Raw genomic sequence first — 25,256 nt, forward strand, 5'->3', positions numbered from 1 at the left:
GTATGTTTACGTTCATCCAAGCCGCTATTTGTTCAGCCTGTTTGAACAGAAGGCGTCTCATAACGGGAAGGGTCGAGCGTTTTGATCATAAATACAATCTCTTCCTGCCGTTCAGGTGTCTGTACCATTTTGTGATGGAAGGGTTCATATCCCCGCCGTTCATACATGGGAGCAAGCCAGGGATGGCGGGTCGCCGTTGCCAGAAATACGGCAGGAGCATCAAGCTTCTGTAGAATGATATTTTGCTCAACCCAATCCAATAGTTTAGAGCCATAACCCTGGCTTTTATGGTCCGGACTTACCGCGAACCAGCGGATAAAAGGATAAGGACTGATAGCTTGCCGCTGTACATCTTCAGCTCGATCAAGGGTAACCGTGGCAATGATTTCTCCCCCTTTTTCAAGAATGTAGCATTCATGCTGTACAATATTATTCTGGATGACTTCCAGTGTAGCGTGTCCGGCTGGAAAAGGAATGTTCAAAGCCCGAATTGTCTCATAGGCATCAACGGTAACAGCCTGCAATTGTTCAGCATCTTCAAGCGTAGCCAATCGGTATTGTTCGGTCATGATCGATCAATCCCTTCTATGAAAATTAACTATTCCAACCAGTTAAGTTGGTTTAATATTTTGGTGTTATTTTATCATGAAATTCATGGTTGGAATATAATTCTCGAATCAGATCTGTCTATAAGTCCATCGAAAGCTTCTATATGTAAAAATGACAAAATTTTTTCCAATTTTACTCGTTTCAGGACTCGCCTAAACCATGCTCTATCCTGTAAAATAGAACTAACTGATTCCAGCCAAGAACTGAAATAAGGAGAGACGACTAATGAATACGAAACCTGATTGCGGTATATCGTTGCAAATCGACGACTATCTGGATCTTTTGCATTTTGCCATCCAAATCGAGGATCAGGAATGGCAGCAGTCCCTTATCCACCAGCTCAAAATATTTCAGCCGGAAGCGGAGCAGCGCACACCTGAAGAAGAATTATGGATGAGATTTGATTATATCAACAGTAAACTGACAGGTCTCTGCCACCAGATTCACGCGGCCCATTCAACGGATGAACGCAAGAAGTTTGAAGAACGAATCGGACTGTTGCAACTGCAGCGTATAGAAGTAGCTCGCAAAATTAAATGGGCTAGTCGCAGATAGATGCGTATTAGAATTTAATGTGATCTGCAATTGAAGAAGCGATCCCCAACCCCGTTGGAGGATCGCTTCTTTTGGTTTATTTTTTGATCAGGGAATTGGTGAAGCATAGAGAAGTTCTATAACGTTATCAGGATGTCCTATTAACATACATATTGCCTAGGTATGATATACGATGCTATTCTTTGTTCAACCTAATTCCGACTATACAAGTGTGAATGGTTAGTTAAATCGAAGATGAGGAATGGGAGTACACATCATATTGGCTGAAATGACAGCCTGTGGAGGAGATCGGGAATGGTTAATCAATGGGGGATTCAGAAATTTCGGACAGCATTGCTGTTCATTACTATGTTGGCGGTACTGGCGGGTTGCAGTTCAGGCAATGCATCGAATGAATCGGATTCCGCATCTGCGTCCGGTCAAGATAAAGTGAAGAAGATCATAGTGGGTACAGGCACTCAATTCCCGAATGTTTGCTTTATTGATGAGAATGGCAAGCTGACGGGATACGATGTAGAACTGATCCGCGAGATTGATAAACGATTGCCAGAATATGAATTCGAGTTCAGTACGATGGAATTCAAAAACCTGCTGCTCAGTCTTGAAACGAAGAAAATAGACCTGATCGCTCACCAGATGGAAGTGAATGAAGAGAGACAGGCCAAGTTCCTTTTTAATGATGAGGCATATAACATTTTTCCTAATAAAATCGTTGTGAGCGAGAAAAACCAGGATGTAAAATCCATCGAGGATCTGAAAGGTAAAAAACTGATTGTTGGCGCTACGAGTAATGCAGCTGTACTGGCTGAGAAATGGAATGCAGCGAACGGGAACGCCATCGACATTGTATATTCCGGAGCAGGGGAAGATACGAATACCCAAATCAAAACAGGTCGGGTGGATGCAACCATCAGCACGCAGTTTGCCATCGATTATCAGAATAAAGTGGTGGATGCACAGTTAAAGACTGTCGGAGAGGCTCTGTCCAACTCCAAAGTGTATTTCATTCTGAACAAGGATGAGGAAGAACTCAAAACGAAAATTGATGAAGCGCTCAAATCAATCAAGGAAGATGGAACATTGAGCAAATTGAGCACAGAGTGGCTGGGAGCCGATTACACGGTTGAGGAATAGTTCGTTGAGAAAGGTGAGCGACGGTTATGGGTAAATCATTCGATCTGTCATTGGTTCTGGATTTCGTCCCTGAACTGCTGCGATATTTGCATATTACACTGATTGTACTGGGTGGCTCCATTGTGCTCGGTCTGGTGGGCGGTGTGCTTCTGGCGGTTCCGAGGTTATACCGGATTCCGGTGCTGAGCCAGCTCGCGACCCTGTACGTCTCTTTCATGCGGGGCACACCGATTCTCATCAAGTTGTTTCTGGTCTACTACGGATTACCTGAATTGCTCAAGCCTATAGGAGTCGATCTGTCCAGGACTGATCCGCTGGTATTTGTCATCGTGACTTATGCGTTAAGTGATGCAGCGTCCTTTGCGGAAATCTTTCGCGGAGCTGTGCGCAGTGTGGACAAGGGACAGACGGAAGCAGCTTATGCAGCGGGCTTAACCACGTTTCAGTCGTTTCGGCGGATTGTGGTTCCGCAGGCACTCATTGTTGCTTTTCCGAATATGGCAAATACGTTGATTGGCTCGTTAAAGGATACGTCACTTGCATTTTCGATTGGGGTTATGGATATGGTGGGCAGGGGGCAAACGCTGATCTCGGCTACATCGCATGCACTTGAAGTGTATATCAGTCTGTCGGTTGTCTACTATGTTATTGTGCTGGTACTTGAAAAAGGATTTGCTGTCGCTGAACGCAGACTCCAGCGTCACGAACGTAAGAAAGAAGTCCGTGGGCCAGCGGTAAGAGCTGAACGCCTGAAACGAATAGCGGGGTGAGCGAATGTCTATTGATTTCAACTTTATCTACACATCTTTTTTCCAGATTCTAAAGGCATTGCCATTGACACTCGTCATTACGATTGTACCGTTGATCGCAGGTTTTGGCGTTGGTCTGGTCACGGCTTTAATTCGAATCTATAAAGTTCCCTGGGTCTACCGAATCGCTGATTTCTATGTCTCGTTTTTCCGGGGGACACCGATGCTGATGCACTTGTTTCTAATCTATTACGGGATTCCGCTGATCATCGACAAGCTTGCAGCCCGGTACGGCTGGGCCTTTCAGTCGTCTTCCATTCCGATTCTGGTGTTTGTGCTATTCGCCTTCTCCTTAACTGCGGGAGCTTATATGTCTGAGATTATCCGTTCCGGCATTCTGGCGGTGGATACCGGGCAGATGGAAGCTGCACATGCCGTGGGCATGAGTACCTCCCAGGCGTTGAGACGCATTATTTTACCTCAGGCTGTTGGTGCGGTTCTACCGAATCTGTGCAGCATGTTTGTTGGTTTCCTGCATGGATCAACTCTTGCATTTACCGTGTCACAGATGGATATTCTCGGCAAAGCGGATGTAGTGGCTTCAGTCAGTCTGAAATTCCTGGAGGCTTTCATTGCTGCCGCATTGATCTACTGGGGTCTGACGGTAATTGCCGAACGAATTACAGCTTTGCTGGAACGCAGAGTTGCCGTGTACAGCAAAGGAGGGGTGTCATGATATCACTGACGAATATACACAAATCTTTTGGTCAGCAGGAAGTGTTGAAAGGTATTGATCTGACTGTGGAGCAGGGGGATGTTGTTGCCATTCTTGGACCGAGCGGATCCGGCAAAACGACATTGCTGCGCTGTGTAAATTTTCTTGAACGTGCCGATGAGGGCAAGGTACAGATCAGCGGGTTAACCGTAGACTGTAAGCATGCCCGCAAACATGACATTGTGCAGTTGCGGCGAAAAACGGCAATGGTGTTCCAGCATTATAACCTGTTCAAACATAAAACGGTGCTGGATAACGTAACGGAAGGGTTAATCATTGCCCAGAAAATGTCCAAAGCAGATGCTCGTGAACGAGCCTTGCGTGTACTTGAACAAGTGGGTCTGTCCGCCAAAATTAATGAGTATCCCAGCATGCTGTCAGGTGGCCAACAGCAGCGGGTAGGCATTGCTCGGGCGCTGGCACTGAATCCAGAGGTAATTCTGTTCGATGAACCAACTTCTGCGCTTGATCCTGAACTTGTAGGTGAGGTGCTGTCGGTCATTCGATCGATTGCCCAGGAAGGCATCACCATGATTGTTGTCACCCATGAAATGGGTTTTGCCCGTGAGGTGGCAAATCGAGTTGTATTCATGGATGGGGGTTCCGTAGTGGAAGAAGGCACACCGGAGGAAGTGTTTGTGCGGCCCAAACAGGAACGTACCCGCCAATTCCTCAGTCGATACTCTTCCGATTGGAGTTATGTCATCTGACGATATAGGCGCAAGCTGGAGTAACTGACGATCCCGGCCCGGCATATGCTGTAGCAGGCAAATGCTGATAGGCCGGGTTTTTCTATGGGTGAAGCAGGCCGTGACGGTAAGGAGGAGGACCATGCAGAGCAAAATCGATGAAATACTCACACATATTGCACATTCTCACCAGCAGGTTGCGCGTGTACTGGATGCCAAACGTCAAGTCGCTGTGCGCATGTCTGAAATCATCAATCATTTGCCGGATATCGAACCGGAGCTGGATGGCGTTGACGGTCTGCTGGACAGCTCGGGACAAATCAACAAAAGCATCATCTCCTATTTGGGAGGCCTGGCAGACCTGGAAGAAGCCGTAGCCGAAACGCTGACCCAGGTGATGCGGGAAATGGCGGATCAAGAGGAAGAATAAGCCCGGAAGGCGGGTGAATGGACATGAGCAGAGAACAAAGTCTCATACTGATGCTGGACGCAGCAGCCAAGATGCAGTGGAATATTGCCCTGATTTTGGAGGCCAAGGCGATTGAAGCCGAGAAGGTAAGGAACTGGGCGTTAAATCATTTGAATGGTGAGGCTTTTCTGACGCATAGCGATCAGGTGGCAGAGCCACTCAAAATGCATGATCAGCTGGTGGAAATACTGGAAGGATTGACCCGAATGGAAACCGGATTATGCAACAACCTGAAGGCCATCATGGTACAGAACGATAGTGAAGAAGGCGGCATGGACGGTGGCATGTTTGGCGGTATGGATATGGGGGATCTCGGAAAATGAGTCTGTTGCGGCGTGAGCAGGAAGCGAAACTGTCCCTCATTGAGTCCATTGCACACAGTCAGCAGGCGCTCGCCCGCATTCTGGACAGTGTGGCCAGCGTGTCTGCCCACTCGGAAGTATCCGCCCGCAGTCTGGCCGAGAACATTCGTTTGCTGAGCCGTTATCAAGAAGAGATGTCCCGGATGGTTACGGGGATTCAATTAGCCCGAATCCAGCATGGGGAGCCTGGTGTGCCATGGCTCAAAGACCCTGGATATGCGATACGCATGGTCCGGAACATACAGGAGGAATGTTGACATGTTAAAGAAGAAAAAAATACGTCTGAGAACCAAAAGAGCTCTGCTTGCTCGCGGGGCCCGTCTGCGTAAAATCCGTAAACTACGTGCGGTCAAAGGCAAACGTGTACTGCACAAACGTACCCTCAAAGGACGCAGTGCGTGGCTCAAAAAAAAGAAACGTGCGGTACGACGGCACCGGAGTGTGAAGCCGGCGCAACCGTTCGTCCCGGCTACCCCTACCGATCCGAACCCGGACAGCGCGTACAGCCAGGGGTACAACGAGGCGTACAACGAGGGATTCAACGCGGGTTTCGCCAAGGGATTCGAGGACGGACATCAGTTGGCTTACAAAGCACAGTAACAGAGTAGGTGTGCATTTTCGGATGACTATAGATGCATGTCCAGTGTATGACGATTGCCCGGGGGGACGGATCCCTCCGGGTTATTTGTATCGCCGCAAAAGCGGACATGCCCGTGCAGGCGGATGTGGAGGGCAGACGCCAATTTTGCGCCTTGCAGGACACCCGTCCATGATGCATCTGACCCCGGGGCATATCCTTTAGAGGGAACACCAATCTCGGGGAGAATCTGAAAGTGGGATCTCCTGAAGGAAGACAGGGTGAAGGATGTGGCAAAACGACGACACCGGCCGCCTACAGAAGCGGAGACGGCTTACCGTGGCGGATATGCAGAAGGCCGCAGATTTGGCGGCTGTCAGGCCATGATGGAGCGAGTGCAGATGTTTGAGCCGACCGTGCGGAATATGAAAGTGCTGTACATTCCGCAAGGATTCGATGCCATCGATGAAGGCGTCATTGGAGCCTTGCAGCAATCTGTTCGTGAATGTGTTGTCGGATCGCCGGCAAACATGCTGCAGGAAGCCAGCCAGCACAGGCCCGATCTGGTGCTGGTCATGAATGGACTACACGTATTTCCCCCCGATCATCTGGAACAGGTGAATGGCATAAGGGGACTGGGAATTCGAACAGCAGTATGGTTTGTGGATGACCCTTATTTTACCGAAGATACGACAAGCATTTGCCAGCATTATGATGTTGTGTTCACGCATGAGGAAGCGGCTGTGCCGTTCTATACTGCACATGGAGCGGGTCGGGTGGTCTATATGCCGCTGGCAGTGAACCCGGGGATGTTTCAGCCAAGGCGTACGGGGCCGCAGCATCAGTATGACATTTGTTTTATCGGTACCGGATTCTGGAATCGAATTGCACTGTTCGACGAGCTGGCTCCTTTTCTGGCGGACAAAAAGGTATTCATTGCCGGCAGTCAGTGGAACCGGCTGAAACGCTTCGACATCATGGGCCAATTTATCCATGAGGGCTGGATTGATCCGGGAGCAACAGTGGATTATTACAATGGCGCCAAAATCGTGATTAACGTTCACCGGACTTGCGAGAATGGGGAAGACAATCGCAATACGCATCATCTTCAAGGTCATTCCATTAATCCGCGGACGTATGAGATCAGCGCCTGTGGCACGATGCAGATAACGGATGCACGCAATGATCTGCCACGCTACTACCGGCCTGGATATGACATCGAGACCTTTACAACCGCGGCTGAACTTCAGCACAAAATCAAATATTATCTGCACCATGAAGAGGAACGGCGAGCCCTAGCTTGGCGTGGGCTGCTTACCACACTGAACCAGCATACGTTCACTCGTCGTATTGCTCAGCTGCTGGAACACGTGTAAATCACTTTCTGCAGAACAGCAAGAGTTAGAGAATCCTATCCCAAAAATAAAAGGAGTGGCGGTATGTCTCTCAAACACCGTAAAACGAGAAAGTCTCATGCACCAGTGCTCAGTCTGGCTGACCAAGCACGCAAAAACGGGCAACATGCCGGATATGATGCGGGTAAGGAAGAAGGATATCTTCGCGGCCGTGCCAACTATATAGTCAATTGTGCACAGGAACCATTGCCTTTTCGACAGATCCACGTCCTGTACGTATCTTCAGGTAAAGGTTTCCCGTACTCTCCACTGGATGAGGCAATCATGGCCACATTACAGGGCATGGTTGCTCAGGTAACTCTTTCCGATCCACGCCAGCCTGTATCGGAAATTGCATTGCAAACCCGCCCTGACCTGGTGCTTGTACTGGATGGTATGGATATTCCACTGGAACATCTCGATGCAATCCGCCAAGCAGGCATTCAGACGGCAATTTGGCTCACGGATGATCCGTACTATACGGATATGACGCTTGAGACAGTGCAGCATTTCGATCATGTGTTCACCTTGGAACTGAACTGTGTCGAGTTGTATCGACAAAACGGCTGCCCTTCAGTCCACTACCTGCCGTTTGCCGCCTTTACCAACCACTACTTCCCAATTACAACGCCGTCTTCACTCCACCGGGAAGTCAGCTTTATCGGTTCGGCTTACTGGAACCGGGTGTATTTCTTTAATCCGATCATGGCACAGCTGATGTCACACAATACTGTGTTTAATGGCATCTGGTGGGATCGCCTGCCTGACTATGCTGCTTACGGTGAGAAGATTGAATTGGGGCGCTGGATGAGTCCTCAGGAAACGAACGATGTTTATAACGGTACCAAAATTGTCATCAACCTTCACCGTTCCCACGAAGACGATTCCGTCAATAACAACCATGTTAAAATTCCACCAGCCTCCCCGAATCCGAGAACATTTGAAATTGCAGCTTCCACGACTCTTCAATTGACCGATGCACGGGATGATCTGGCACGTTTCTATAAACCAGGTGTAGAAATCGAGACTTACTCTTCCCCTCAGGAGCTGCTTGATAAGGTTGAATACTACCTCACTCATGAGAAAGAGCGCCGTGAGATTGCACTTCGAGGACTGGAACGGACATTAAAGGATCACACGTATGGAAAAAGAATCAACGAACTGCTGAGTATTATATTCCCATAATCCTGTCCGGAAGGAGGTGTGCACAGAACCCTGACATTCGTATTCAGGGTCCGTGCAGCCATGGCGACTAAACCCAAACTCATGTTGTTTTCCCATGTGTGCAACACCCGCAGCATTACGGGGGCGGAGAAGCTGCTGCTTCATTTTATGAGGGAAATGGGTACCGTCTTCGATTGTGTACTTGTCGTGCCTCAGGAAGGTAAGCTTGCCGGACTTGCACGGAGATTCGATATTCAGGTCAAATTATGCTTTCTGCCGATGCTTCACGGTGTGTACACACCTTACCGGGGGATTGCGACAGATGCAGAACAGCTTCGCCATAAACCAGATTATCAGGAAGTGGTCTCCCTTATTCGGGAGACTGCACCTGATCTGGTGTTAACGAACACCTGCGTCAATGTGATGCCTGCTGTAGCGGCGAAGTCACTGCAAATTCCGGTGATCTGGAAGATTACCGAGATTATTGCGTTGAATGAACATACAAACGAAGCTGTACAGATGATTGGGCGTTACTCCGATTGGATCATAGGTATATCCGAAAGTGCAGTAGCACCATTCAAACAAGCGGGCATGAGCGACAAACTCACCGTGATTTCCCCAACCTGTGATCCGTCTCTGCCAGCACCAGATCGATGGGTGCACTTAAGGGAACGCAAACGCAAAGAGCTTGGTTTCAAGCCATCACAGATCTGCATTGGTTACATCTCTTCCTTTATATATGATGCAAAAGGTCTGAAACCTTTTGTGGATATGGCTCTGCAATTGTGCGAAACCCATCCACGCTGCCGTTTCTGGATCATTGGTACATCAGCGGACAAAAAGTACTATGACGAATGTGTATCACGGGTGAAAAAATCCGGATATTATCGGAGATTTACCTTTACGCCGTTTGAAGAGAACGTATCACTGGCCTATACGGCTATGGATATCGTTGTTATCCCGAGTATGGTCAAAGAAGGATTCGGAATGACCGCGCTGGAGGGGCTTTATTTTGCCAAACCGGTTATCGCATTTGCCCAGGGCGGATTGAAGGAATTGCTGGAATCGGTAGGCAGTGGTGCATTTCTGGCTCCGCCGGGTGATACTCAAGCGCTGTTCACGCTGGCCACAACGTTGTTGAATGATCCTGAACTGGCTTCCGACACCGGATGGCGCAATCGGACAGAAGCGGAAAAGCTCTATGGTATTGAAACCTACAGGGCAAAGTTGCATACGATGGTGACACAGTGGTTAACGCGTTTTCCCGGATGGTTTCCGTATATTCAGCCTCCGAATGGTCCAGTGTACGCATGGGGCGAGGGGCAATTGCGAACCGTGCTGGTTCTGGAACCAGCTACAGTTCGGGCACTTTTATTTCCACTGAATGTGATCCAGACGTTGCCGCTCTCACCGTTACCTCCGCTTGCGATAGGTCAACTTGTCCATGAAGCAACAGACACCCGATCAAACGGCAGAACGGGACGGAGCCGTCACCAGCGATTATCCCATCGCAGTGGGGTTCATGACAGAACGAAACGGGTGACGGGAACAGGTAGAAGGAAGCTGAAGGCGCGTAAAAAGAAACGTGTACGCGTGGGGCAACCGACTGCTCGCAAACGTGCTCCTGGCAAAGCCAGACGAAGCCGGGTACGCCGGAGATTATCCAATAGACGATGAAGGCAGGGATTACGATGAAGATCATGACGGTGCTGGGGACGCGACCTGAAATCATACGGCTCAGCCTGATCATTTCCAAGCTGGACCAGTACGCGTCCAAACATATTCTGGTACACACGGGGCAGAACTTCACGGAAAGTCTCAGCGGTCTTTTCTTCAAGGAAATGGGCTTGCGGGCGCCGGACTACGTCCTTCAGGATGAAGCGGCCTCGTTGGGTCGGCAGTTATCCTCGATGTTTACGCAAATGGAAGATTTATTAAATCAGGAGCAACCGGATAAAGTGCTGCTGCTCGGCGATACGAACAGTGCATTATGTGCTGTGTTGGCTGAACGGATGGGCATACCCGTCATTCATATGGAAGCGGGCAACCGATGTTTTGATCTGGATGTGCCTGAGGAGAAAAATCGCCGGGTCATCGACGCCATTTCAACCATTAATATGCCTTATACCGAACAGAGCAAGAAACATTTGGTTAGTGAAGGGGTTCCCAGTCGACGAATTGTGCTGACAGGCAATCCGATCTATGAAGTGATGCGTCACTACGACACACAGGTGAGTACCAGCAAAATATTGAAAAAATTGAAGCTGAAGTCCGGGCAATATTTTTTGGTTACGGCCCATCGGGCAGAGAATGTTGATCACCCTCCTCATTTGCTGGAGATCATGAAAGGCTTGAACCAGGTTGCTGAAGAACATGCCATGCGAGTCATATGCAGCATTCACCCTCGAACGGCTATTCGAATTGCCGAGCATCTGCAACTGGAGATGCACCCGCTGGTGGAATTTCACGAACCATTCGGTTTTTTCGACTTCGTGATGCTGGAACGACATGCACGCTGTGCACTTACGGACAGTGGTACCGTACAGGAGGAGTGCTGCATTATGGGTGTGCCTACGGTAACCATGCGTCGCACAACAGAACGACCGGAGACGGTGGATTGCGGCAGCAACGTGGTCTCAGGTCTGGATGCGGAGCGTATTGCGGGCTGTGTGAAAGTAATGATCGAAATGTCAAACGACTGGGATTGTCCACAAGGCTACAAAGCAACCGATGTATCCAGTAAAGTGGTCAAATTTCTGCTTGGAGGGAAAATGCATGTTTGAAAATAAGCGTATACTCGTAACTGGCGGTACGGGATCATGGGGTTATGAACTTGTGGCTCAACTGTTGCCCCAGCAGCCCAAGGAGATTATTGTATACTCCCGGAATGAGTCCAGCCAAGTGGCGATGAGCCGTGAATTCGAAGACCCGCGTCTTCATTTTCGCATTGGTGATATTCGAGACAAGGAAGCGTTGACGGTTGCCTGTCAACAGGTGGATTATGTGTTTCATCTCGCAGCGCTCAAGCATGTTCCAGTGTGTGAAGATCAACCCTACGAAGCACTCAAAACCAATGTGATCGGCACACAAAATGTCATCGAAGCTGCAATTGAAAATAATGTGGAAAAAGTCATTTACATCTCGACCGACAAGGCCGCTAATCCATCCAATTTCTACGGCATGACTAAGGCGATCGGAGAGAAGTTGATCGTATACGCCAATCTGCTCCACAGCAATACGCGATTTGTCACTGTACGTGGTGGCAATGTACTTGGAACGAATGGCAGTGTTGTGCATTTGTTCAAAAATCAGATTCGTCAGAAAGGTCAAGTTTCCATTACCGACATGAACATGACGCGGTTCTTTCTGACCTTGAAAGATGCCATCACCTTGCTTTTCAAAGCATCGGTGGAAAGCGTGGGTGGCGAGATTTTTGTTATGACTATGCCGACGTGCAAAATTGTGGATCTCGCTGAAGTGTTGATTGAGGATTCAGGTGTGGAGAATGTGTCCATTGTGGAGCGTGGCACCCGGCCAGGCGAGAAGATTCATGAAATACTGATGAGTGAATTCGAGAGCATGACAACCGTTGTATACGATGAGCAATACTTGGTGATTTTGCCTACCCTCGGCATACCGGGGTTGAAGGAGCATTATACGAATTGTCCTCCAGTATCCTTCAGCAGCTTCAGTTCTGAGCATCAGCTGATGACCAAACAGGAGATTCGTGACATTCTGCAACGCGGAGGATTTCTGTCATGAAGCTGCTGATACTTGGGGGGAACGGAATGGCCGGCCATATTCTGGTCGACTATTTCCGCCGTCAAGGCGTGCATAGCGTTTTCTACACGACCCGTGATGTATCGGACCCTAATGGTCTTCTGTTGGATGTAAATGACTGCTTTATGGTCGACCGTCTGGTGGAGGTGGTGCATCCGGATGTCATCATTAACGCAGTGGGTGTTTTGAACAGCTTTGCAGATGAAGACAAAATTACCGCTTATCACATTAATGGATTCCTGCCGCATCGTTTGCGGCGGGTTGCCGACACGATTGGGGCACGTCTGATTCATATCAGTACAGATTGTGTGTTTAGTGGGGATCGAGGGGCGTACCGAGAGGATGATGTTACCGATGGAACATCTGCCTATGCAATCACAAAAGCATTGGGTGAAGTCCAGGATGCTGGACATCTGACGATTCGCACGTCCATTATTGGACCTGAAATTCGGAAGGGTGGCATCGGTCTGATGCATTGGTTCATGTCCACTACAGGGGAAGTTGGCGGATATACACGTGTCTTCTGGAATGGGGTAACCACCCTTGAATTGGCCAAATGGGTAGATCATTATCTGTCGTCCCCGCTTAGCGGTCTGATTCATTTGGCTCATCCGAAACCTGTCAGCAAGCATGATCTGCTTCTCCTGTTCCAACAGACATGGAATAAGCAGGATGTTGTTGTCGTACCGGATGATAGCGTGGTGCAGGATCGTACGCTGGTGTCCACACGTGAGGACGTGAAGACAGACCTTCCGGATTATTCTACAATGCTGAAGGAGCTGGCATTATGGATGGAGCAGAGCTGACAGGCAAAAAGGTGCTGATCACAGGTGCGTCCGGTTTTACCGGACGGCATGCGGTCGCTTATTTCCGGGCAGCTGGTGCAGTAGTTACAGCGGTGGTCAGGCGAGTCGGAGCGCATTCGTTCGGCGATGGTGTAGCTGTGCATGTCTGTGATTTGAATGAAAAACAGCAAGTTCGTCATTTGATTGACGAGGTGAAACCGGACTATGCCTTGCATCTCGCAGGCAAAAATTCGGTGCCGGAGTCCTGGTCCGATCCGCTACTAGTATTGGAGACCAATGTGATGGCTGTACTGTATCTGCTAGATGCTCTCCGGAGCTGCCCAGCGGCACGGACCGTTATTGTAGGTTCCCGGTTAAAATACACGCCTGAACCCGGTCGGCCTCCGCACCCTCCCCACCCGTACAGTCTCAGCAAAGCACTGGAGGAGATGGTGTCGCTGTCGTGGATGTCCCTCTTTGGACAGCAAATTATGCTGGCAGAGCCGGGCAATCTGATCGGTGCAGGTCCTTCAACAGGAATATGTTCGCTGCTGGCACGTCATGTTGTCGCCTGTGAACAGGAAGGTAAAACGGAGCCTTTCCGTCTATCTGGCCGGGATAATACCCGTGATTTTCTGGATGTACGGGATGCGGTTCGGGCCTACGCAACCTTGCTTGTTCAGGGCACGTCAGGCACCGTTTACCCCGTCGTATCGGGCAAAGAGAGAAGCCTGGGTGAAATAGCGGATACGCTGCTGACCATGACTGAAGCGAAAGTACCCGTACGCTGGGACGGAGCTTCTTCTGGTCCGGACGGCGCTGGAGAGCAGGAGGAGATGTCACTGCTGCGCAAGTTGGGCTGGCAGCCACTGATTCCTTTTGCCCAATCTCTTCAGGACATTCTGAGCGATGTTCGTACTCAGCAAGGGAGGTCCACTGGATGAATCCAAGAGTGTCCATTGTCATTCCGTTTTACAATTGTCCATATGTGCCTCAAGCGATTCAAAGTGCGATGAACCAGACGTATCCCGATGTGGAAATCATTATCGTCAACGATGGCTCCACCCGGCATGCGGATCTGCTTCAGCCTTATCTTCCATACATTAATGTTCTGGGCAAAAGTAATGGCGGCACAGCTTCAGCTCTGAATCACGGCATCCGTCATGCCTCCGGGGACTATGTCGCCTGGCTGAGTTCGGATGACCTCTTATATCCGGATAAGATTCGTCATCAGGTTGAATTTATGCAACGGGAGAATGTGCTCATCTCACATACCAACTTTAATTACATTAATGAGCATTCAGCGGTGACCAAGTTAAACGGGGGAGCAGAACCGGTGGCCGAACCGGAGTGGCTGCGCCTCTTCGTATACGGCAATCCGGTGAACGGCTGTACTGTGATGATTCGCAAGGATCTCTTTAGTGGGGTGGGCCTGTTCAATGAACTGTTGCCTTATACGCATGATTTGGATCTATGGATGCGCATTTTGCTGAACGGCCATCGGTTTCCATATCTGAACGAATCGCTTACGGCATATCGACGGCATGGGGGAATGGGGACAGTACGCCATGCGGATGCCATCGGTCGGGAGGCCTCCATGGTATGGTCCAGATATCGGGAGCCTTTGTTGCAGCGGATTGCTGCCATGGGGGGATAAAGAACTTTGGTGGGGGTTATGGAGGCCGCAAGTTGGCCGAATAACGCCCTCTTTATTTATATGCATTTCTATCAGAATCTTACTGATGGAAAGCCACTCTTTGGATTAATGCAAAATGCTCATATACGTAATTTATGAGTCGTTATGCAACAGATGCCCGATACCTAACGGATCTATCCTCATATAATAGGGAGAATGGTAATATTCACGCGGAGAAAGGGGAGGACCGAATGGAGCCCAAGGTATCAATTGTCATTCCTTTTTATAATTGTGCGTATATCGAGCAGGCTGTTCACAGCGCCATTCACCAGACGTATCCGCATATTGAGGTCATTGTGGTGGATGACGGCTCTACGAAGCATGTGGAGCGGCTGCAACCATTCATGGATCGCATTCACTATATTCTAAAAGAGAATGGTGGAACAGCAACCGCGTTAAACGAGGGAATCAAACAGGCGACAGGTGATTACTTTGTCTGGCTCAGCTCCGATGATGTGATGTTGCTGGACCGGGTAGAGAAACAACTGAAGTTCATGCTTGACGTCAAGGCTTCGTTCTGTCACGGTGCCTATCATTATGTAGATGCGAACAGCGAATGGATGGACACGGTTAGACCAGAGGTAGGGAGTCGTCTGGAGATGCTTCAGGTGCTGACCGAAGGTTGCCCAATCAACGGTTGCACTGTGATGCTTGAGATGGATGCATTTCGAAAGTTCGGCATGTTTGACACCGATTTTCGCTACACGCATGACTATGAGATGTGGCTGAGACTGTTTCCGCTCTATGAGCTGTTCTATTACAATGAGCCACTGATGTGTTATCGGGTTCATGAATCAATGGGAACCAAGAAACACTTTGAGGCATTGAAAGCCGAGATGGAACTTGTTCAAGCGAAGCATCGGCCCGTATTACTCAATCTGCTGCAGGTTGGCGGTTACTGGAAGTAGATGTGACAAGTGATGGAAGAAACCACGAATAGCTAGCTAGTGAACCGCAAGAAAAAGAGGGTATTCGGTTGCCGTAAAGTGATTACGGCATGAACGAATATCCTCTTGTTTGTTCCTGTTTGTAAAGTTACTTGACTCTAATTTTTTTCGGAAGTGAGTATGTGCATGGTTGCCGGATCAGGAAAAACGTATCCTTTGGGCAGCTTCCTCATCAATTCGTTCATTACAGCGTAATCCACCTCGATATGCGTCGTCGACACAGGGGTGGAGAACCAACGATTATACAAATCACTAGGGACGAGCAGTGTCATATTCTCTGACCTCCCAACTGAATGGCTTCCTGATAGACATGCAGCGTGCGCAACCCCATCTCCTCCAGTGATCGATGTTGTTCAGCCCATGCTTTGGCTGCTGCTCCTACCTTTGCACGGGTAGCATCATCCTGCAGAAGGGCATTTAACAGTGCGCTAAGGGCTTCGACATCCTGTGGTGGAACGACCCAACCAGTATGTTCAGGCTGCACCATCTCAGGCATGCCTGCCGTACCGCTGACAATGACAGGCAATCCGGCGAGCTGAGCCTCTGTAACCGAGAAAGGCTGCGTATCCTGCAAGCTGGGCTGTACATAAATGTCAGCATGGCGTAGGAATGAAGGGATGTTGTCGAGTTTCCCCCAGAAAACGATGTCAGCACCTACCCCAAGATCATTGGCTAGGGAGCGCAAATCCTCCATCAGATTGCCTTCCCCAGCAATCCAGCAGACCCAATCCGAGCGATTCTTCTTAAGGCTGGAGAGTGCTTTGACCAGAATATGAACCCCTTTGATGTGTTCCAGTCTGCCCGTAAAGGCGATCACTTTTTTGCCCGCTGTCTTCCTCTGACGGAACTTGACTGCTGCTTGGGCACGGTAGGCCGGAATATCTACAGCATAAGGAATAATTCGAAATTTGGACTCGGGAACATGGAGGTCCGTAAGTGTGCTCTTAATCCAATGGCTGGAGACCAGAATAAGCTGGGATTGTTCAGCGCTTCGCTCTTCCAGTGACAGGAAGTAACGTCCGCGTTTGGATTGCAAGTATTCGGGAAGTGTGAGCTTCGCGTTAGAGTTCTGAGCATCGTAAAAGGCTTCGCGCGCAAGCGCTCCGTGATAACTCGTTACCATGGGTGTGTTGCGGTTTAATATACGTCTCATTGCAACCGCTGCTACCGGGTCCTGCGCGTGGATGACATCGTAATGATCAACGCCGAGATAGGCAGCTCCCATTTCAAAGGCATACCTGTTCAATTCATAATAAGCCACGAGAGAATCGGCAGTGAATTGAGGCAAATCTGTCGGATTAAGTTTGGCTTGAAGCATGGGCCATACCTTATCTTTGGAGAAGGAACGATTGAGATTGCGAATGTACACTTCATTTTTGGCTCCGTTGGTGCCCATAATATCCACCTCTACGCCAAGAGCCATCAGCCTGTCAGCCAGCTGTTTCACATATGTCCATATTCCACCCATCTGTGTAAGCTCCCAATAAGTCACGAGCAGAACTCTCATAGGTACCTCCTTGTCACGGCCTGTACAGGCCGATCTTCTATCCTGTTAGTTTATGAAAAAAAGCAGACAAAAGGGTGGGCATTTCGTTGGAATTAATTAAAATGGGTGATTGCAAATAGCAATGGACGAGAGCAGGCATACCATATCTAGAGAAAGGTTCAACTCTGCTTTAGAGGAGGGATATACCGTGGCCGCATATGTACTGGAGATTCACGAAAACTTGCTGCAAACCGTTGTACCGGTGAGATATATGGACATTGAATTGTCATTTGTGGGAAATGACGATGTGGATATCTTTGTCGGAGGAATCAGTCACACCCGTGGGGAGTTGTATCGCTATCTTTGCCGGATTGGGGCTGACACAGGAAATCACATTATTCATAATCTCGCGGTCTCATCCGATCCGTGCGAACTGCGCATCATTAGCAACAGTTCTATACCAAGTCATCTGGTTATTCGAATGTACTGCAGAAGTGACCAAGGCCAGACCTTGGGTATACTTTCGGAGCATCAGATGATCAAATTGGCAGATTAGCAGAGGTCACCATAATGAGCATCGATTAACCAATGGGGTGGGGCAGGAGAAAACCTGGTCCATTTTTTGGCATACATACGTGATTTGTTATCCAATAAAAAATAGCTTGACAGCAAAGGTATTTTCATTAGAATTAACCTATGCTTAAACAAAAGTTTAAAACGACGGTTTAAAACAAGGGTTTGAAACGTCGTGAATATAAGGCCGATGGAGAGACACATACAAAGATAATGCCTCCAGGCCGGAAAAGAGAGTGGAGAGAGTGAAACAACAAACAGCAGTGCCCCAGGACCCGGCGGAGTTTTCAATTAAAACGATTATTCTGCCGCTACTGGCTATTATTGTTGGGATGATTATGGTCATCTTGGACAGCACGGTGGTTAACGTGGCAATTCCGAATCTGGTTCAATATTTTGAGACCGATTTGAAGACCATTCAATGGACGGTTACAGGATATACGTTGGCCTTGTCAGCCGTCATTCCGCTGGCGGGATGGTTGACCGACCGATTTGGTGCCAAAAGAGTATTTCTGTTCACGATCGCAATGTTTACTCTGGGTTCAGTCTTGTGTTCGATTGCGCAATCTCCTGAACAATTGATTATTTACCGTATCATCCAAGGGCTTGGCGGAGGTATGGTTGCGCCGATTGGTATGGCGATGGTATTCCGTCTGGCTCCTCCTGAAAGAAGAGGTTCTATCATGGGTATGCTCGGGATTCCGATGCTGTTGGCCCCTGCGCTGGGTCCGGTATTATCCGGCTGGTTCATTGAGTCATTCAGCTGGCACTGGATCTTCCTGATCAATCTGCCGATTGGTATTGCCGCGTTTATTCTATGTATCAAATTCCTGCCGGATACGGATCGTGGACGCACGCCTGCGCTTGATCTGCTCGGTATGATTCTGGCACCAATCGCATTCTCGATGCTCGCATACGGTGTAAGTGAAGGCGGAACAAGCTGGACGTCTGCAACAACACTGACAGGTGTGATTGTCGGAGGCGTAGCGCTGATCTTATTCGTTATCGTGGAGCTTCGTCACAAAAATCCGCTGTTGGAACTTCGGGTGTTCAAATCATCTGATTTCACACGGGGTATTATTCTGGCATGGGTATCACAAGTCGCTTTATTTGGTGCAATGATTTTGATTCCACTTTATCTGCAACAAATTAAAGGCTATACTGCATTGGAAACAGGGCTCATTCTGCTCCCGCAGGCGCTGGCTTCGGGTGTGGGTATGCCGCTTGGTGGACGTTTGTTTGATAAAATTGGTGCAAGACCACTCGCTTTCGTGGGTCTGGGTATCATCTCGGGTGCACTGTTTATTCTGTCATCGATTACGGCGGAAACGGGCCTTGGCCTGATCATTCTTAGCCTTGTCATGATGGGATTGGGTATGGGTTTCTCCATGATGCCACTCAATACGCATGTACTGAATGCTGCTCCACGTAAGCTGGTAGGTCGGGTTACCCCGCTTACTGCTGCTGCACAACAAGTGGTTGTGTCCTTTGCAGTTGCCGGCTTGACCGGATTCCTGACCTCCCATATTGCAAGCAATACAGCTGGAGCTACTGATGCTACAAGTGTAGTGAATGGCTTAGTGGCTGGTTTCAACGATACCTTCTTCCTGGCAGCGTGTATTGCCTTGTTTGGATGCCTGCTTAGTCTGATCTTGCGCAAACCAAAACGGATGGAGGAAGAATCCCTTCAAACAGGGGATCAGCCTGATCCTGCAATGATGATGGGACACTAATTCTTATAATCTGATTTCATGAATTTAATGTTTAGGCAGTTCAGAGCATCTTTCTGAACTGCCTTTTTGTTTTGTTTAAAAGAAAATGCTCAAGGCAGTCATCATTTCCCGAAATGAAGTGGCGTATCGGTCAGGGGAGAAGGAGATGGCCATATGCTGTCTGCCTTGAATGCGTATATATTCCCGCAGCTTTTTGTTGCGCATAAGGTCTACCGCTTCAGATACAGCGGTTTTCACGTTGCCTATCGGATAGAATTTTCCTGTTCGGTTATGAGTAATAAAGGACCTTACGCCATCCGAATCGGTACTGAGAACCGGGCATCCGCAGCTGATGGCTTCAGCAACGGCATATCCAAAGCCTTCAAGTAGGGATGTGGACAGCATGATACCCCCGGAAGCTGCAACCATGGAGTAGAATGTAGGCATCTGGGAATGGGGCACGTTGATAAAGATGCCAATCCGATCTTCAAGCCCGTATTCCGCAAGCATGTGACGGAACATGACCTCGTCCTCCGGATTAGCCAAGGTCGGATCATGGAAAAACCATAGTCTGGCTTTTGGAATTTTTTTAATGATTTCGCTGGATATCATCAAATACTCCCGCCAGTTTTTATTGTGTTCGAGCCTTCCTACCCATGCAAGTACCGGATAGGGAGGAGTATCCACCGAAATTGGGGCAAAGGTATTGGTATCCAGCATATTGGGAATGACAAACCGGTGAAGCCAAGGGCACATATGAATGAACAGCTCCAGTAAATGATCTGTTGGAGGAATGACCGCAGCATTACAGTGGGCTTGAAGATAAGGTACTCCCATCTGAATGGTTTCCATAGCCTGTTCACGCGTCCCGAGTCCCTGTGCTTCATAGATAATGCGTCCTTTATACCCGAGGGCTCTTAATCTGCCCGGCATGGCAATATCGGAGGTAACAATAATGGCATCATAACGATGATGATGAATCAAACTGTGAATTTCCTCATCACTGGAAGCGGTGAAGACCGGCGTGCTGGTATTGTTCTGCATTCCCGAGCCAGGGTACAGATACAATACATGCGCTTCGATGCCATGGCGTTGCAGAACGGCTGTACGCAATCGGTTTAAAGTATCCACACCGCCGCTTGGAACAAAAAATGTGAATAGTACTTTCACACGGTTCACCCTCTGACTTTTGTGCAGGTGCTCATGCCCCTGTACTGTAAGGTACGTTGCCTCAGAGTGCAGGGTGTGGGTGAATGAAGTGGTGTTCACATTTTAGACACATATTTTTAAGCTCTCTTTTAAGTGACATTAAGCTGCATTTAGGATACAACACGTAAGATACAAGGAACTTCCCGTGTTGACCATCTGAAGAAAGCGATGATGGCACACGGGTATTTTAACGGGAAAGGATGAATGATGTGCTCGAAGTGAAACAGGTCAGCAAAGTATTTGATGGGCGGCGCGGCGTGCATCAACTGGATTTCACAATGGAGCGCGGTGAAATTGTTGGATTTTTGGGACCGAATGGTGCCGGAAAAACCACAACGATGCGAATGATTACGGGCTATTTGCATCCTACGGCAGGCTCCATTGCAGTGGATGGCATATCAGTGCATGATCAGGGCAGAAACGTTCGTTCCAAGATCGGCTATCTGCCGGAGACACCGCCGCTTTATCCAGATATGACGGTACAGTCGTATTTGAAGTTCGTCGCTAATCTGAGGGATGTCCCGACCCGTGAAGTGAAATTGCGGATCAGTGAGATGGTCAGCAGGCTGGGTCTTCAAGGTCGCGAAAAGCAATTGGTTCGCGGACTGTCCAAAGGGTACAAGCAGCGTCTGGGTCTGGCTGGAGCCATTATTCACAAACCGGATCTGCTCGTGCTGGATGAGCCGACTTCAGGACTCGATCCAAATCAGATTATGGAGATACGGGATCTGATCCGTGAACTGGGTGAGAATCATACAGTACTGCTCAGTACACATATTTTGCCGGAAGTGAGCACGCTTTGTAATCGGATGTTGATTATTAATCAGGGTCAGCTCGTATTGGATGGTTCACCGCAGCATTTTGGCTCAGCGATGGGGGATCAGTTTAAGGTATCTATTGAAGTGAAGGCAACAGAGCAGCAATTACATAATGTGCTGACACCATGGGAGGAGGTACGGAGCGAAATCATTCAAGCAGCGGATGGACAGGCATCCAATGGTTCTGCTGATACGGTTAGAATGCTGCTTACCGGCGAATCTTCCGAAGATTTCCGGGAGGAACTATTCTACCTTTTGTCTGGTGCAGGCTTGCCGATCCTGGAGATGAAGAAAGAAAATCTTAGTCTGGAACAAATTTTCTTGAAGCTTACCACAACGGAAACGGAATCCGAAGTGGAACTGGCAACACAGGAGACTGAAACTGATAAAGTGCAGCTCGCCAATCATGCGACAGATGAAGAGGCCAATTTGGGCACGACGTCAGATCTGAAGCAATCGACTAGTTCCGAGAGCGCTTCATCTGATTCCCACACAGGGGAGGGTTCCAAATGAGACGAATGATGGCGGTTTGCAATAAAGAACTGCAGGCATATTTCCTGTCACCGACTTCGTATTTCGCTTTTGCAGTATATGTACTGATGACAAGTTTGCTGTTCTATTCCAGCTTTGTGTATTACCAGCCAAGCATTGTAGATTATCGTCTGGTGCTGGGAGACACGTTATCCATGCTGCTGTTTGTGGTGCCGTTGCTGACGATGCGACTGGTGGCAGAGGAATTCCGGCAGGGAACGGACGAATTGTTGTTGACTTCACCTGCACGGGTGACCGAAATTATTTTCGGTAAATATTTGGCGTCACTCGCCATTCTTGTTGTACTTATTCTGTGCAGTCTCGTTTACCCGTTTATTATGTCCTTCTTTGGTGAACTGGATCTGACATCCGTATGGTTGTCTGCACTGGGTCTCTTTTTCCTGGGCGGAAGCATGATGGCGATTGGATTGTTTGCTTCCACGTTATCTCAGCACCAGATGGTGTCTGCGGTAGCCGGTTTTATTATTTTGCTCGTATTGTGGATGCTTGATTCATTTGCAGGCAATTCCGGATCTGCGTTACAACAATGGCTGGACCCGTTTGCGTTGACGAACCGGTTTGACAGCTTCACGAAGGGTGTACTTAGCGGCCCAGATATATTGTATTACGTGACGCTCTCAGGTGTGTTTCTGCTGTTAAGCATTCAAATTGTGGAACGGAAGCGGTGGAGGTGAGAAGATGAAAAAATGGTTGAGTCATACCAACAGTACCGTGCTGTCTGTAGCGGTGATTGGCATCTTTATTTTGCTGACCCTGTTTCTGAATTCGCTTGGCGGGTTCCAACTGGATCTGACCTCGAATAAACAATATACCTTGTCTGACCAGTCTCTTACCGCGATCAAAAATGTAAAGGAAGACGTCAACATTCTGGTGTTAACCGTCGAAAATGCGAATAATACGGTCTTGAACCGGGAAGTATCGGATATGGTTCAGGAATATACGAAACGCAACAGCAAACTGACGATGAAGCAATATAATCTGACGCAGGAGCCTACGCTGGCCTCCAAATATGGTATCACAGGAAGTTCCATTGTATTAGAGCAGGGCGATCAATATAAAGTCATTGATATCGCCAGTCTGTTTACGGCTGTCGGGGATGGAAGCGATGGATCGTACCAGTTCACAGGTGAGGAAAAGTTGACACAAGCGCTAATGAATCTGTCTTCAACGGAGATGCACAAAATGGTCTTCCTGACAGGACATGAGGAGCTTGGCCTGGATCAACTGACTACGCTGCGCTCATCTTTGGAACAGAATAATATCACGACAGAAGAACTTCAGCTGAATCAGGCAGGTCAGGTTCCAGAAGATGCGGACGTACTCGCAATTATTGGGCCACAGCGGGATATTAGTGATACTGAACTGAAAGCTATTCGCACATATCTGAGTAACGGAGGTAAATTGCTGTTATCCCTCGGTTTTCACGAAGACATGAAGTTGACTTGGAAAAATATCGATGCACTCATGACGGATTATGGTGTGGTGGATGAGCATGCAGTCATGGTGGACAATCAGCAGGCCAGCACCATGGGCCCACTGTGGGTCGTGCCGGAGTATGGCACACATGCCATCACGGATAAACTGTCAGAAAGCAAACTGTATCCGATGTTATCCTTGTCCATTGCTTTGACAAGCAAAGAGCAGGATAAATACACCTTGTCGCCGCTCATTCATTCATCGAATGACAGTTATGGCGAGACGAACATTGCAGGTTTATTGCAAAACGAAACAACCAACGATCCAGATCAGGATGTACAAGGTCCTGTTGAGCTTGGGTATGCGGCGGATACAACAGATGGCAAACCGAAGGCTGTAATTCTGGGATCATCCATTTTCATGCAGGACTCGGAAATAGTGAACGGTGGTAACCGAGATTTTATTTTGAATACCGTCAACTATTTAAGTGAAAAAGAAGATGGAGTAACGATTCGGCCACGGGTGCAATCCGGTTATCAAACGGCGTATCTGGATGGTAAACAAGCCAGAACCATTTTCTTCGTGGCGATTGTCGCATTCCCGCTCATCTTTGTTATGATAGGTGTACTCTTATGGTGGAGGCGCAGACGTGTATGAAAAAATGGGTCCCAACGATTTTAGTCTTATTGGTCTTGATTATCGGGTGGGTCTATGCGGCCAGTCAAAATTATTTTCGTGAAGAGGAAGCGGAGAAGGTCAAGTTGCTCGGTATAAAGTCTGCCGATATACAGTCGATCACGATTCATGATAACAATACAGACACATCAGGTGCTTCAAAACCCTCATCTTCACAATTGGAACTAAAGAATGGTGTATGGAGTATGGTGGAACCCAAGGCCTATCCTTTGAATGGGTATACGGTTAGCAGCTGGCTTGATGCCTTAAGTGGTGCGGATCAGGAACTGGTTGTAGAGAAGGAGCCGAAGGACCTCGATAAGTATGGATTGGGTTCAGATGCAACGTTGCTCGATATCCAGCTAAACGATAACCGTGAGATCAAACTGAGCATCGGTGGCCAGCTGCCAGCTGATGACGCTCGTTATGTGCGGGTAGACTCCGGACCTGTTGTAGCTGTACAGACGGAATCCATCAGCAATATAGAATTATCACGGCAGGATCTGCTGGATACGACTCCGTTTAATCTGGATGAAACGAATGTCAATACACTGGAATGGGAAGGCGAAGCAGCCACCTGGATGCTCAAATCTTCGTCAGATGAGGGTGCGGCAGATCAGACGTGGACGCTTAATGGTGAAGCGATTGAAGCTACAGATGCTGTATCTCTGATTGGCAAAATCAAAAACCTGTCCACAGCTGACGATGTGCGCAAAGCTTCTGAACTGAAAGGAACCGTGCCACGCTTTACTTTATCCGTTGAGCAGAAGGTTAATGGAGAAGCTGTTACGGATGTGTACCGAGGGCTTACTATTCCATCAGAACCGGATCAGATCTGGGTAGTCACGCCGGACGGTCAGTGGGCCTATCCAATGGATGCAGCAAGTCTGAAGGAAGCAGAGCAGTTTCCGAATTCGATCAAAAAATCAGAATCAGATGTAACATCTTCTTCGAGTGAAGATAATGCTGATGCTGATGCGAATTCCTCCTCCACATCCAATTAAGTGAATGGCTCCTTCAACATGATAATGAAGGTTCACACTAGAACAGGAAATCGAAGGTTATATGGAGCGGTGCTGCACTTTGTGCAAGCATCGCTTTTTTATTTTTTATGTAATAGAGAAATCGTT

28 protein-coding genes are annotated in these 25,256 nt (G+C 48.5%); 24 read left to right on the plus strand and 4 right to left on the minus strand.

The window, feature by feature from the left end; genetic code table 11:
• Positions 1-32: 32 nt before the first annotated feature.
• The gene (locus ACR1R9_RS01950) at positions 33-569 is read right to left on the minus strand and encodes a GNAT family N-acetyltransferase (RefSeq protein WP_433921859.1); all 537 of its coding nucleotides are present in this window, start codon (positions 567-569) and stop codon (positions 33-35) included.
• A 265-nt stretch (positions 570-834) separates the two neighbouring features.
• Between ACR1R9_RS01950 and ACR1R9_RS01955 the strand changes: the two genes are divergently transcribed.
• The 18 genes from ACR1R9_RS01955 to ACR1R9_RS02040 all read left to right on the plus strand — a co-directional run bounded on the left by ACR1R9_RS01955 (position 835) and on the right by ACR1R9_RS02040 (position 15,646).
• Complete coding sequence (locus tag ACR1R9_RS01955) at positions 835-1,164, plus strand: hypothetical protein (RefSeq protein ID WP_063566659.1); 330 nt, start codon at positions 835-837, stop codon at positions 1,162-1,164.
• 294 nt (positions 1,165-1,458) lie between these two features.
• A complete protein-coding gene (locus tag ACR1R9_RS01960; RefSeq protein WP_099858079.1) occupies positions 1,459-2,298 on the plus strand; it encodes a transporter substrate-binding domain-containing protein in 840 nt (279 codons plus the stop codon).
• 26 nt (positions 2,299-2,324) lie between these two features.
• Complete coding sequence (locus ACR1R9_RS01965; protein ID WP_076290845.1) at positions 2,325-3,068, plus strand: amino acid ABC transporter permease; 744 nt, start codon at positions 2,325-2,327, stop codon at positions 3,066-3,068.
• 4 nt (positions 3,069-3,072) lie between these two features.
• On the plus strand, positions 3,073-3,783 hold the full coding sequence (locus ACR1R9_RS01970) for an amino acid ABC transporter permease (RefSeq protein ID WP_099858080.1): 711 nt from the start codon (positions 3,073-3,075) through the stop codon (positions 3,781-3,783).
• Positions 3,780-4,532: an amino acid ABC transporter ATP-binding protein gene (locus tag ACR1R9_RS01975; protein ID WP_064635771.1), complete on the plus strand. Its 753-nt coding sequence runs from the start codon at positions 3,780-3,782 to the stop codon at positions 4,530-4,532. The genes ACR1R9_RS01970 and ACR1R9_RS01975 overlap by 4 nt, the downstream gene beginning before the upstream one ends.
• A gap of 121 nt (positions 4,533-4,653) precedes the next feature.
• On the plus strand, positions 4,654-4,941 hold the full coding sequence (locus ACR1R9_RS01980) for a hypothetical protein (protein ID WP_024632560.1): 288 nt from the start codon (positions 4,654-4,656) through the stop codon (positions 4,939-4,941).
• A 23-nt stretch (positions 4,942-4,964) separates the two neighbouring features.
• A complete protein-coding gene (locus ACR1R9_RS01985) occupies positions 4,965-5,303 on the plus strand; it encodes a restriction endonuclease subunit S (RefSeq protein ID WP_076290964.1) in 339 nt (112 codons plus the stop codon).
• On the plus strand, positions 5,300-5,599 hold the full coding sequence (locus ACR1R9_RS01990; RefSeq protein WP_076290843.1) for a hypothetical protein: 300 nt from the start codon (positions 5,300-5,302) through the stop codon (positions 5,597-5,599). Before ACR1R9_RS01985 ends, ACR1R9_RS01990 begins: the two co-directional genes overlap by 4 nt.
• 1 nt (position 5,600) lies before the next feature.
• Complete coding sequence (locus ACR1R9_RS01995; RefSeq protein ID WP_076290842.1) at positions 5,601-5,942, plus strand: hypothetical protein; 342 nt, start codon at positions 5,601-5,603, stop codon at positions 5,940-5,942.
• 258 nt (positions 5,943-6,200) lie between these two features.
• Entirely contained in the window at positions 6,201-7,295 is a 1,095-nt protein-coding gene (locus ACR1R9_RS02000) for a CgeB family protein (RefSeq protein ID WP_433921858.1), read from the plus strand.
• A gap of 63 nt (positions 7,296-7,358) precedes the next feature.
• Positions 7,359-8,498 (plus strand): CgeB family protein, encoded by a 1,140-nt coding sequence (locus tag ACR1R9_RS02005; RefSeq protein WP_433921857.1) that lies wholly within the window; start codon positions 7,359-7,361, stop codon positions 8,496-8,498.
• Positions 8,499-8,516: 18 nt separating this feature from the next.
• A complete protein-coding gene (locus tag ACR1R9_RS02010) occupies positions 8,517-10,154 on the plus strand; it encodes a glycosyltransferase family 4 protein (RefSeq protein ID WP_433921856.1) in 1,638 nt (545 codons plus the stop codon).
• A 14-nt stretch (positions 10,155-10,168) separates the two neighbouring features.
• Complete coding sequence (gene wecB / locus ACR1R9_RS02015) at positions 10,169-11,260, plus strand: non-hydrolyzing UDP-N-acetylglucosamine 2-epimerase (RefSeq protein WP_076290961.1); 1,092 nt, start codon at positions 10,169-10,171, stop codon at positions 11,258-11,260.
• Positions 11,253-12,239, plus strand: coding sequence for a polysaccharide biosynthesis protein (locus tag ACR1R9_RS02020; protein WP_076290840.1), 987 nt, complete (start codon positions 11,253-11,255; stop codon positions 12,237-12,239). Before wecB ends, ACR1R9_RS02020 begins: the two co-directional genes overlap by 8 nt.
• Complete coding sequence (locus ACR1R9_RS02025) at positions 12,236-13,063, plus strand: dTDP-4-dehydrorhamnose reductase family protein (RefSeq protein ID WP_076290839.1); 828 nt, start codon at positions 12,236-12,238, stop codon at positions 13,061-13,063. The genes ACR1R9_RS02020 and ACR1R9_RS02025 overlap by 4 nt, the downstream gene beginning before the upstream one ends.
• Positions 13,045-13,986, plus strand: a complete 942-nt coding sequence (locus tag ACR1R9_RS02030) for an NAD-dependent epimerase/dehydratase family protein (protein WP_433921855.1) — start codon at positions 13,045-13,047, stop codon at positions 13,984-13,986. Before ACR1R9_RS02025 ends, ACR1R9_RS02030 begins: the two co-directional genes overlap by 19 nt.
• A complete protein-coding gene (locus ACR1R9_RS02035; RefSeq protein ID WP_076290837.1) occupies positions 13,983-14,699 on the plus strand; it encodes a glycosyltransferase in 717 nt (238 codons plus the stop codon). Before ACR1R9_RS02030 ends, ACR1R9_RS02035 begins: the two co-directional genes overlap by 4 nt.
• 230 nt (positions 14,700-14,929) lie before the next feature.
• Complete coding sequence (locus ACR1R9_RS02040; RefSeq protein WP_433921854.1) at positions 14,930-15,646, plus strand: glycosyltransferase; 717 nt, start codon at positions 14,930-14,932, stop codon at positions 15,644-15,646.
• Between the two features lie 137 nt (positions 15,647-15,783).
• Here the strand turns inward: ACR1R9_RS02040 and ACR1R9_RS02045 are convergent, their stop codons facing one another.
• Both ACR1R9_RS02045 and ACR1R9_RS02050 read right to left on the minus strand, forming a co-directional pair.
• Positions 15,784-15,957 (minus strand): hypothetical protein, encoded by a 174-nt coding sequence (locus ACR1R9_RS02045; RefSeq protein ID WP_170867946.1) that lies wholly within the window; start codon positions 15,955-15,957, stop codon positions 15,784-15,786.
• Positions 15,954-17,192, minus strand: coding sequence for a glycosyltransferase family 4 protein (locus tag ACR1R9_RS02050; RefSeq protein WP_076290835.1), 1,239 nt, complete (start codon positions 17,190-17,192; stop codon positions 15,954-15,956). The genes ACR1R9_RS02045 and ACR1R9_RS02050 overlap by 4 nt, the downstream gene beginning before the upstream one ends.
• Before the next feature lie 187 nt (positions 17,193-17,379).
• On the opposite strand from ACR1R9_RS02050, the gene ACR1R9_RS02055 reads away from it, so the two are divergent.
• Positions 17,380-17,727, plus strand: coding sequence for a hypothetical protein (locus tag ACR1R9_RS02055; RefSeq protein ID WP_433921853.1), 348 nt, complete (start codon positions 17,380-17,382; stop codon positions 17,725-17,727).
• A 262-nt stretch (positions 17,728-17,989) separates the two neighbouring features.
• A complete protein-coding gene (locus ACR1R9_RS02060; RefSeq protein ID WP_076290832.1) occupies positions 17,990-19,477 on the plus strand; it encodes a DHA2 family efflux MFS transporter permease subunit in 1,488 nt (495 codons plus the stop codon).
• A gap of 75 nt (positions 19,478-19,552) precedes the next feature.
• Here ACR1R9_RS02060 and ACR1R9_RS02065 read toward each other — a convergent pair whose 3' ends face one another.
• Positions 19,553-20,635 carry a glycosyltransferase family 4 protein gene (locus ACR1R9_RS02065; RefSeq protein WP_310854658.1) on the minus strand — a complete coding sequence of 361 codons (1,083 nt, stop codon included), beginning with the start codon at positions 20,633-20,635 and terminating at the stop codon, positions 19,553-19,555.
• Positions 20,636-20,865: 230 nt separating this feature from the next.
• On the opposite strand from ACR1R9_RS02065, the gene ACR1R9_RS02070 reads away from it, so the two are divergent.
• From ACR1R9_RS02070 to ACR1R9_RS02085, 4 genes are read left to right on the plus strand one after another with little or no spacing between them, the layout of a single operon-like run.
• Complete coding sequence (locus ACR1R9_RS02070; protein WP_433948831.1) at positions 20,866-21,996, plus strand: ABC transporter ATP-binding protein; 1,131 nt, start codon at positions 20,866-20,868, stop codon at positions 21,994-21,996.
• The gene (locus ACR1R9_RS02075) at positions 21,993-22,709 is read left to right on the plus strand and encodes an ABC transporter permease subunit (protein ID WP_076290830.1); all 717 of its coding nucleotides are present in this window, start codon (positions 21,993-21,995) and stop codon (positions 22,707-22,709) included. The genes ACR1R9_RS02070 and ACR1R9_RS02075 overlap by 4 nt, the downstream gene beginning before the upstream one ends.
• A gap of 4 nt (positions 22,710-22,713) precedes the next feature.
• Entirely contained in the window at positions 22,714-24,108 is a 1,395-nt protein-coding gene (locus tag ACR1R9_RS02080; protein WP_175381170.1) for a GldG family protein, read from the plus strand.
• A complete protein-coding gene (locus ACR1R9_RS02085; protein WP_433921851.1) occupies positions 24,105-25,130 on the plus strand; it encodes a DUF4340 domain-containing protein in 1,026 nt (341 codons plus the stop codon). Before ACR1R9_RS02080 ends, ACR1R9_RS02085 begins: the two co-directional genes overlap by 4 nt.
• Positions 25,131-25,256: the final 126 nt, after the last annotated feature.

Origin of the sequence: Paenibacillus taichungensis (assembly GCF_050994985.1) — a bacterium.
GTDB classification, from domain to species: domain Bacteria; phylum Bacillota; class Bacilli; order Paenibacillales; family Paenibacillaceae; genus Paenibacillus; species Paenibacillus taichungensis.

Excerpts from the sequence above, each read along its gene's own strand:
- ACR1R9_RS01950 (WP_433921859.1), bottom strand. The coding sequence starts at position 569 with ATGACCGAACAATACCGATTGGCTACGCTTGAAGATGCTGAACAATTG.
- ACR1R9_RS01955 (WP_063566659.1), top strand. The coding sequence starts at position 835 with ATGAATACGAAACCTGATTGCGGTATATCGTTGCAAATCGACGACTAT.
- ACR1R9_RS01960 (WP_099858079.1), top strand. The coding sequence starts at position 1,459 with ATGGTTAATCAATGGGGGATTCAGAAATTTCGGACAGCATTGCTGTTC.
- ACR1R9_RS01965 (WP_076290845.1), top strand. The coding sequence starts at position 2,325 with ATGGGTAAATCATTCGATCTGTCATTGGTTCTGGATTTCGTCCCTGAA.
- ACR1R9_RS01970 (WP_099858080.1), top strand. The coding sequence starts at position 3,073 with ATGTCTATTGATTTCAACTTTATCTACACATCTTTTTTCCAGATTCTA.
- ACR1R9_RS01975 (WP_064635771.1), top strand. The coding sequence starts at position 3,780 with ATGATATCACTGACGAATATACACAAATCTTTTGGTCAGCAGGAAGTG.
- ACR1R9_RS01980 (WP_024632560.1), top strand. The coding sequence starts at position 4,654 with ATGCAGAGCAAAATCGATGAAATACTCACACATATTGCACATTCTCAC.
- ACR1R9_RS01985 (WP_076290964.1), top strand. The coding sequence starts at position 4,965 with ATGAGCAGAGAACAAAGTCTCATACTGATGCTGGACGCAGCAGCCAAG.
- ACR1R9_RS01990 (WP_076290843.1), top strand. The coding sequence starts at position 5,300 with ATGAGTCTGTTGCGGCGTGAGCAGGAAGCGAAACTGTCCCTCATTGAG.
- ACR1R9_RS01995 (WP_076290842.1), top strand. The coding sequence starts at position 5,601 with ATGTTAAAGAAGAAAAAAATACGTCTGAGAACCAAAAGAGCTCTGCTT.
- ACR1R9_RS02005 (WP_433921857.1), top strand. The coding sequence starts at position 7,359 with ATGTCTCTCAAACACCGTAAAACGAGAAAGTCTCATGCACCAGTGCTC.
- wecB (WP_076290961.1), top strand. The coding sequence starts at position 10,169 with ATGAAGATCATGACGGTGCTGGGGACGCGACCTGAAATCATACGGCTC.
- ACR1R9_RS02020 (WP_076290840.1), top strand. The coding sequence starts at position 11,253 with ATGTTTGAAAATAAGCGTATACTCGTAACTGGCGGTACGGGATCATGG.
- ACR1R9_RS02025 (WP_076290839.1), top strand. The coding sequence starts at position 12,236 with ATGAAGCTGCTGATACTTGGGGGGAACGGAATGGCCGGCCATATTCTG.
- ACR1R9_RS02030 (WP_433921855.1), top strand. The coding sequence starts at position 13,045 with ATGGATGGAGCAGAGCTGACAGGCAAAAAGGTGCTGATCACAGGTGCG.
- ACR1R9_RS02035 (WP_076290837.1), top strand. The coding sequence starts at position 13,983 with ATGAATCCAAGAGTGTCCATTGTCATTCCGTTTTACAATTGTCCATAT.
- ACR1R9_RS02040 (WP_433921854.1), top strand. The coding sequence starts at position 14,930 with ATGGAGCCCAAGGTATCAATTGTCATTCCTTTTTATAATTGTGCGTAT.
- ACR1R9_RS02045 (WP_170867946.1), bottom strand. The coding sequence starts at position 15,957 with ATGACACTGCTCGTCCCTAGTGATTTGTATAATCGTTGGTTCTCCACC.
- ACR1R9_RS02050 (WP_076290835.1), bottom strand. The coding sequence starts at position 17,192 with ATGAGAGTTCTGCTCGTGACTTATTGGGAGCTTACACAGATGGGTGGA.
- ACR1R9_RS02070 (WP_433948831.1), top strand. The coding sequence starts at position 20,866 with ATGAATGATGTGCTCGAAGTGAAACAGGTCAGCAAAGTATTTGATGGG.
- ACR1R9_RS02075 (WP_076290830.1), top strand. The coding sequence starts at position 21,993 with ATGAGACGAATGATGGCGGTTTGCAATAAAGAACTGCAGGCATATTTC.
- ACR1R9_RS02080 (WP_175381170.1), top strand. The coding sequence starts at position 22,714 with ATGAAAAAATGGTTGAGTCATACCAACAGTACCGTGCTGTCTGTAGCG.
- ACR1R9_RS02085 (WP_433921851.1), top strand. The coding sequence starts at position 24,105 with ATGAAAAAATGGGTCCCAACGATTTTAGTCTTATTGGTCTTGATTATC.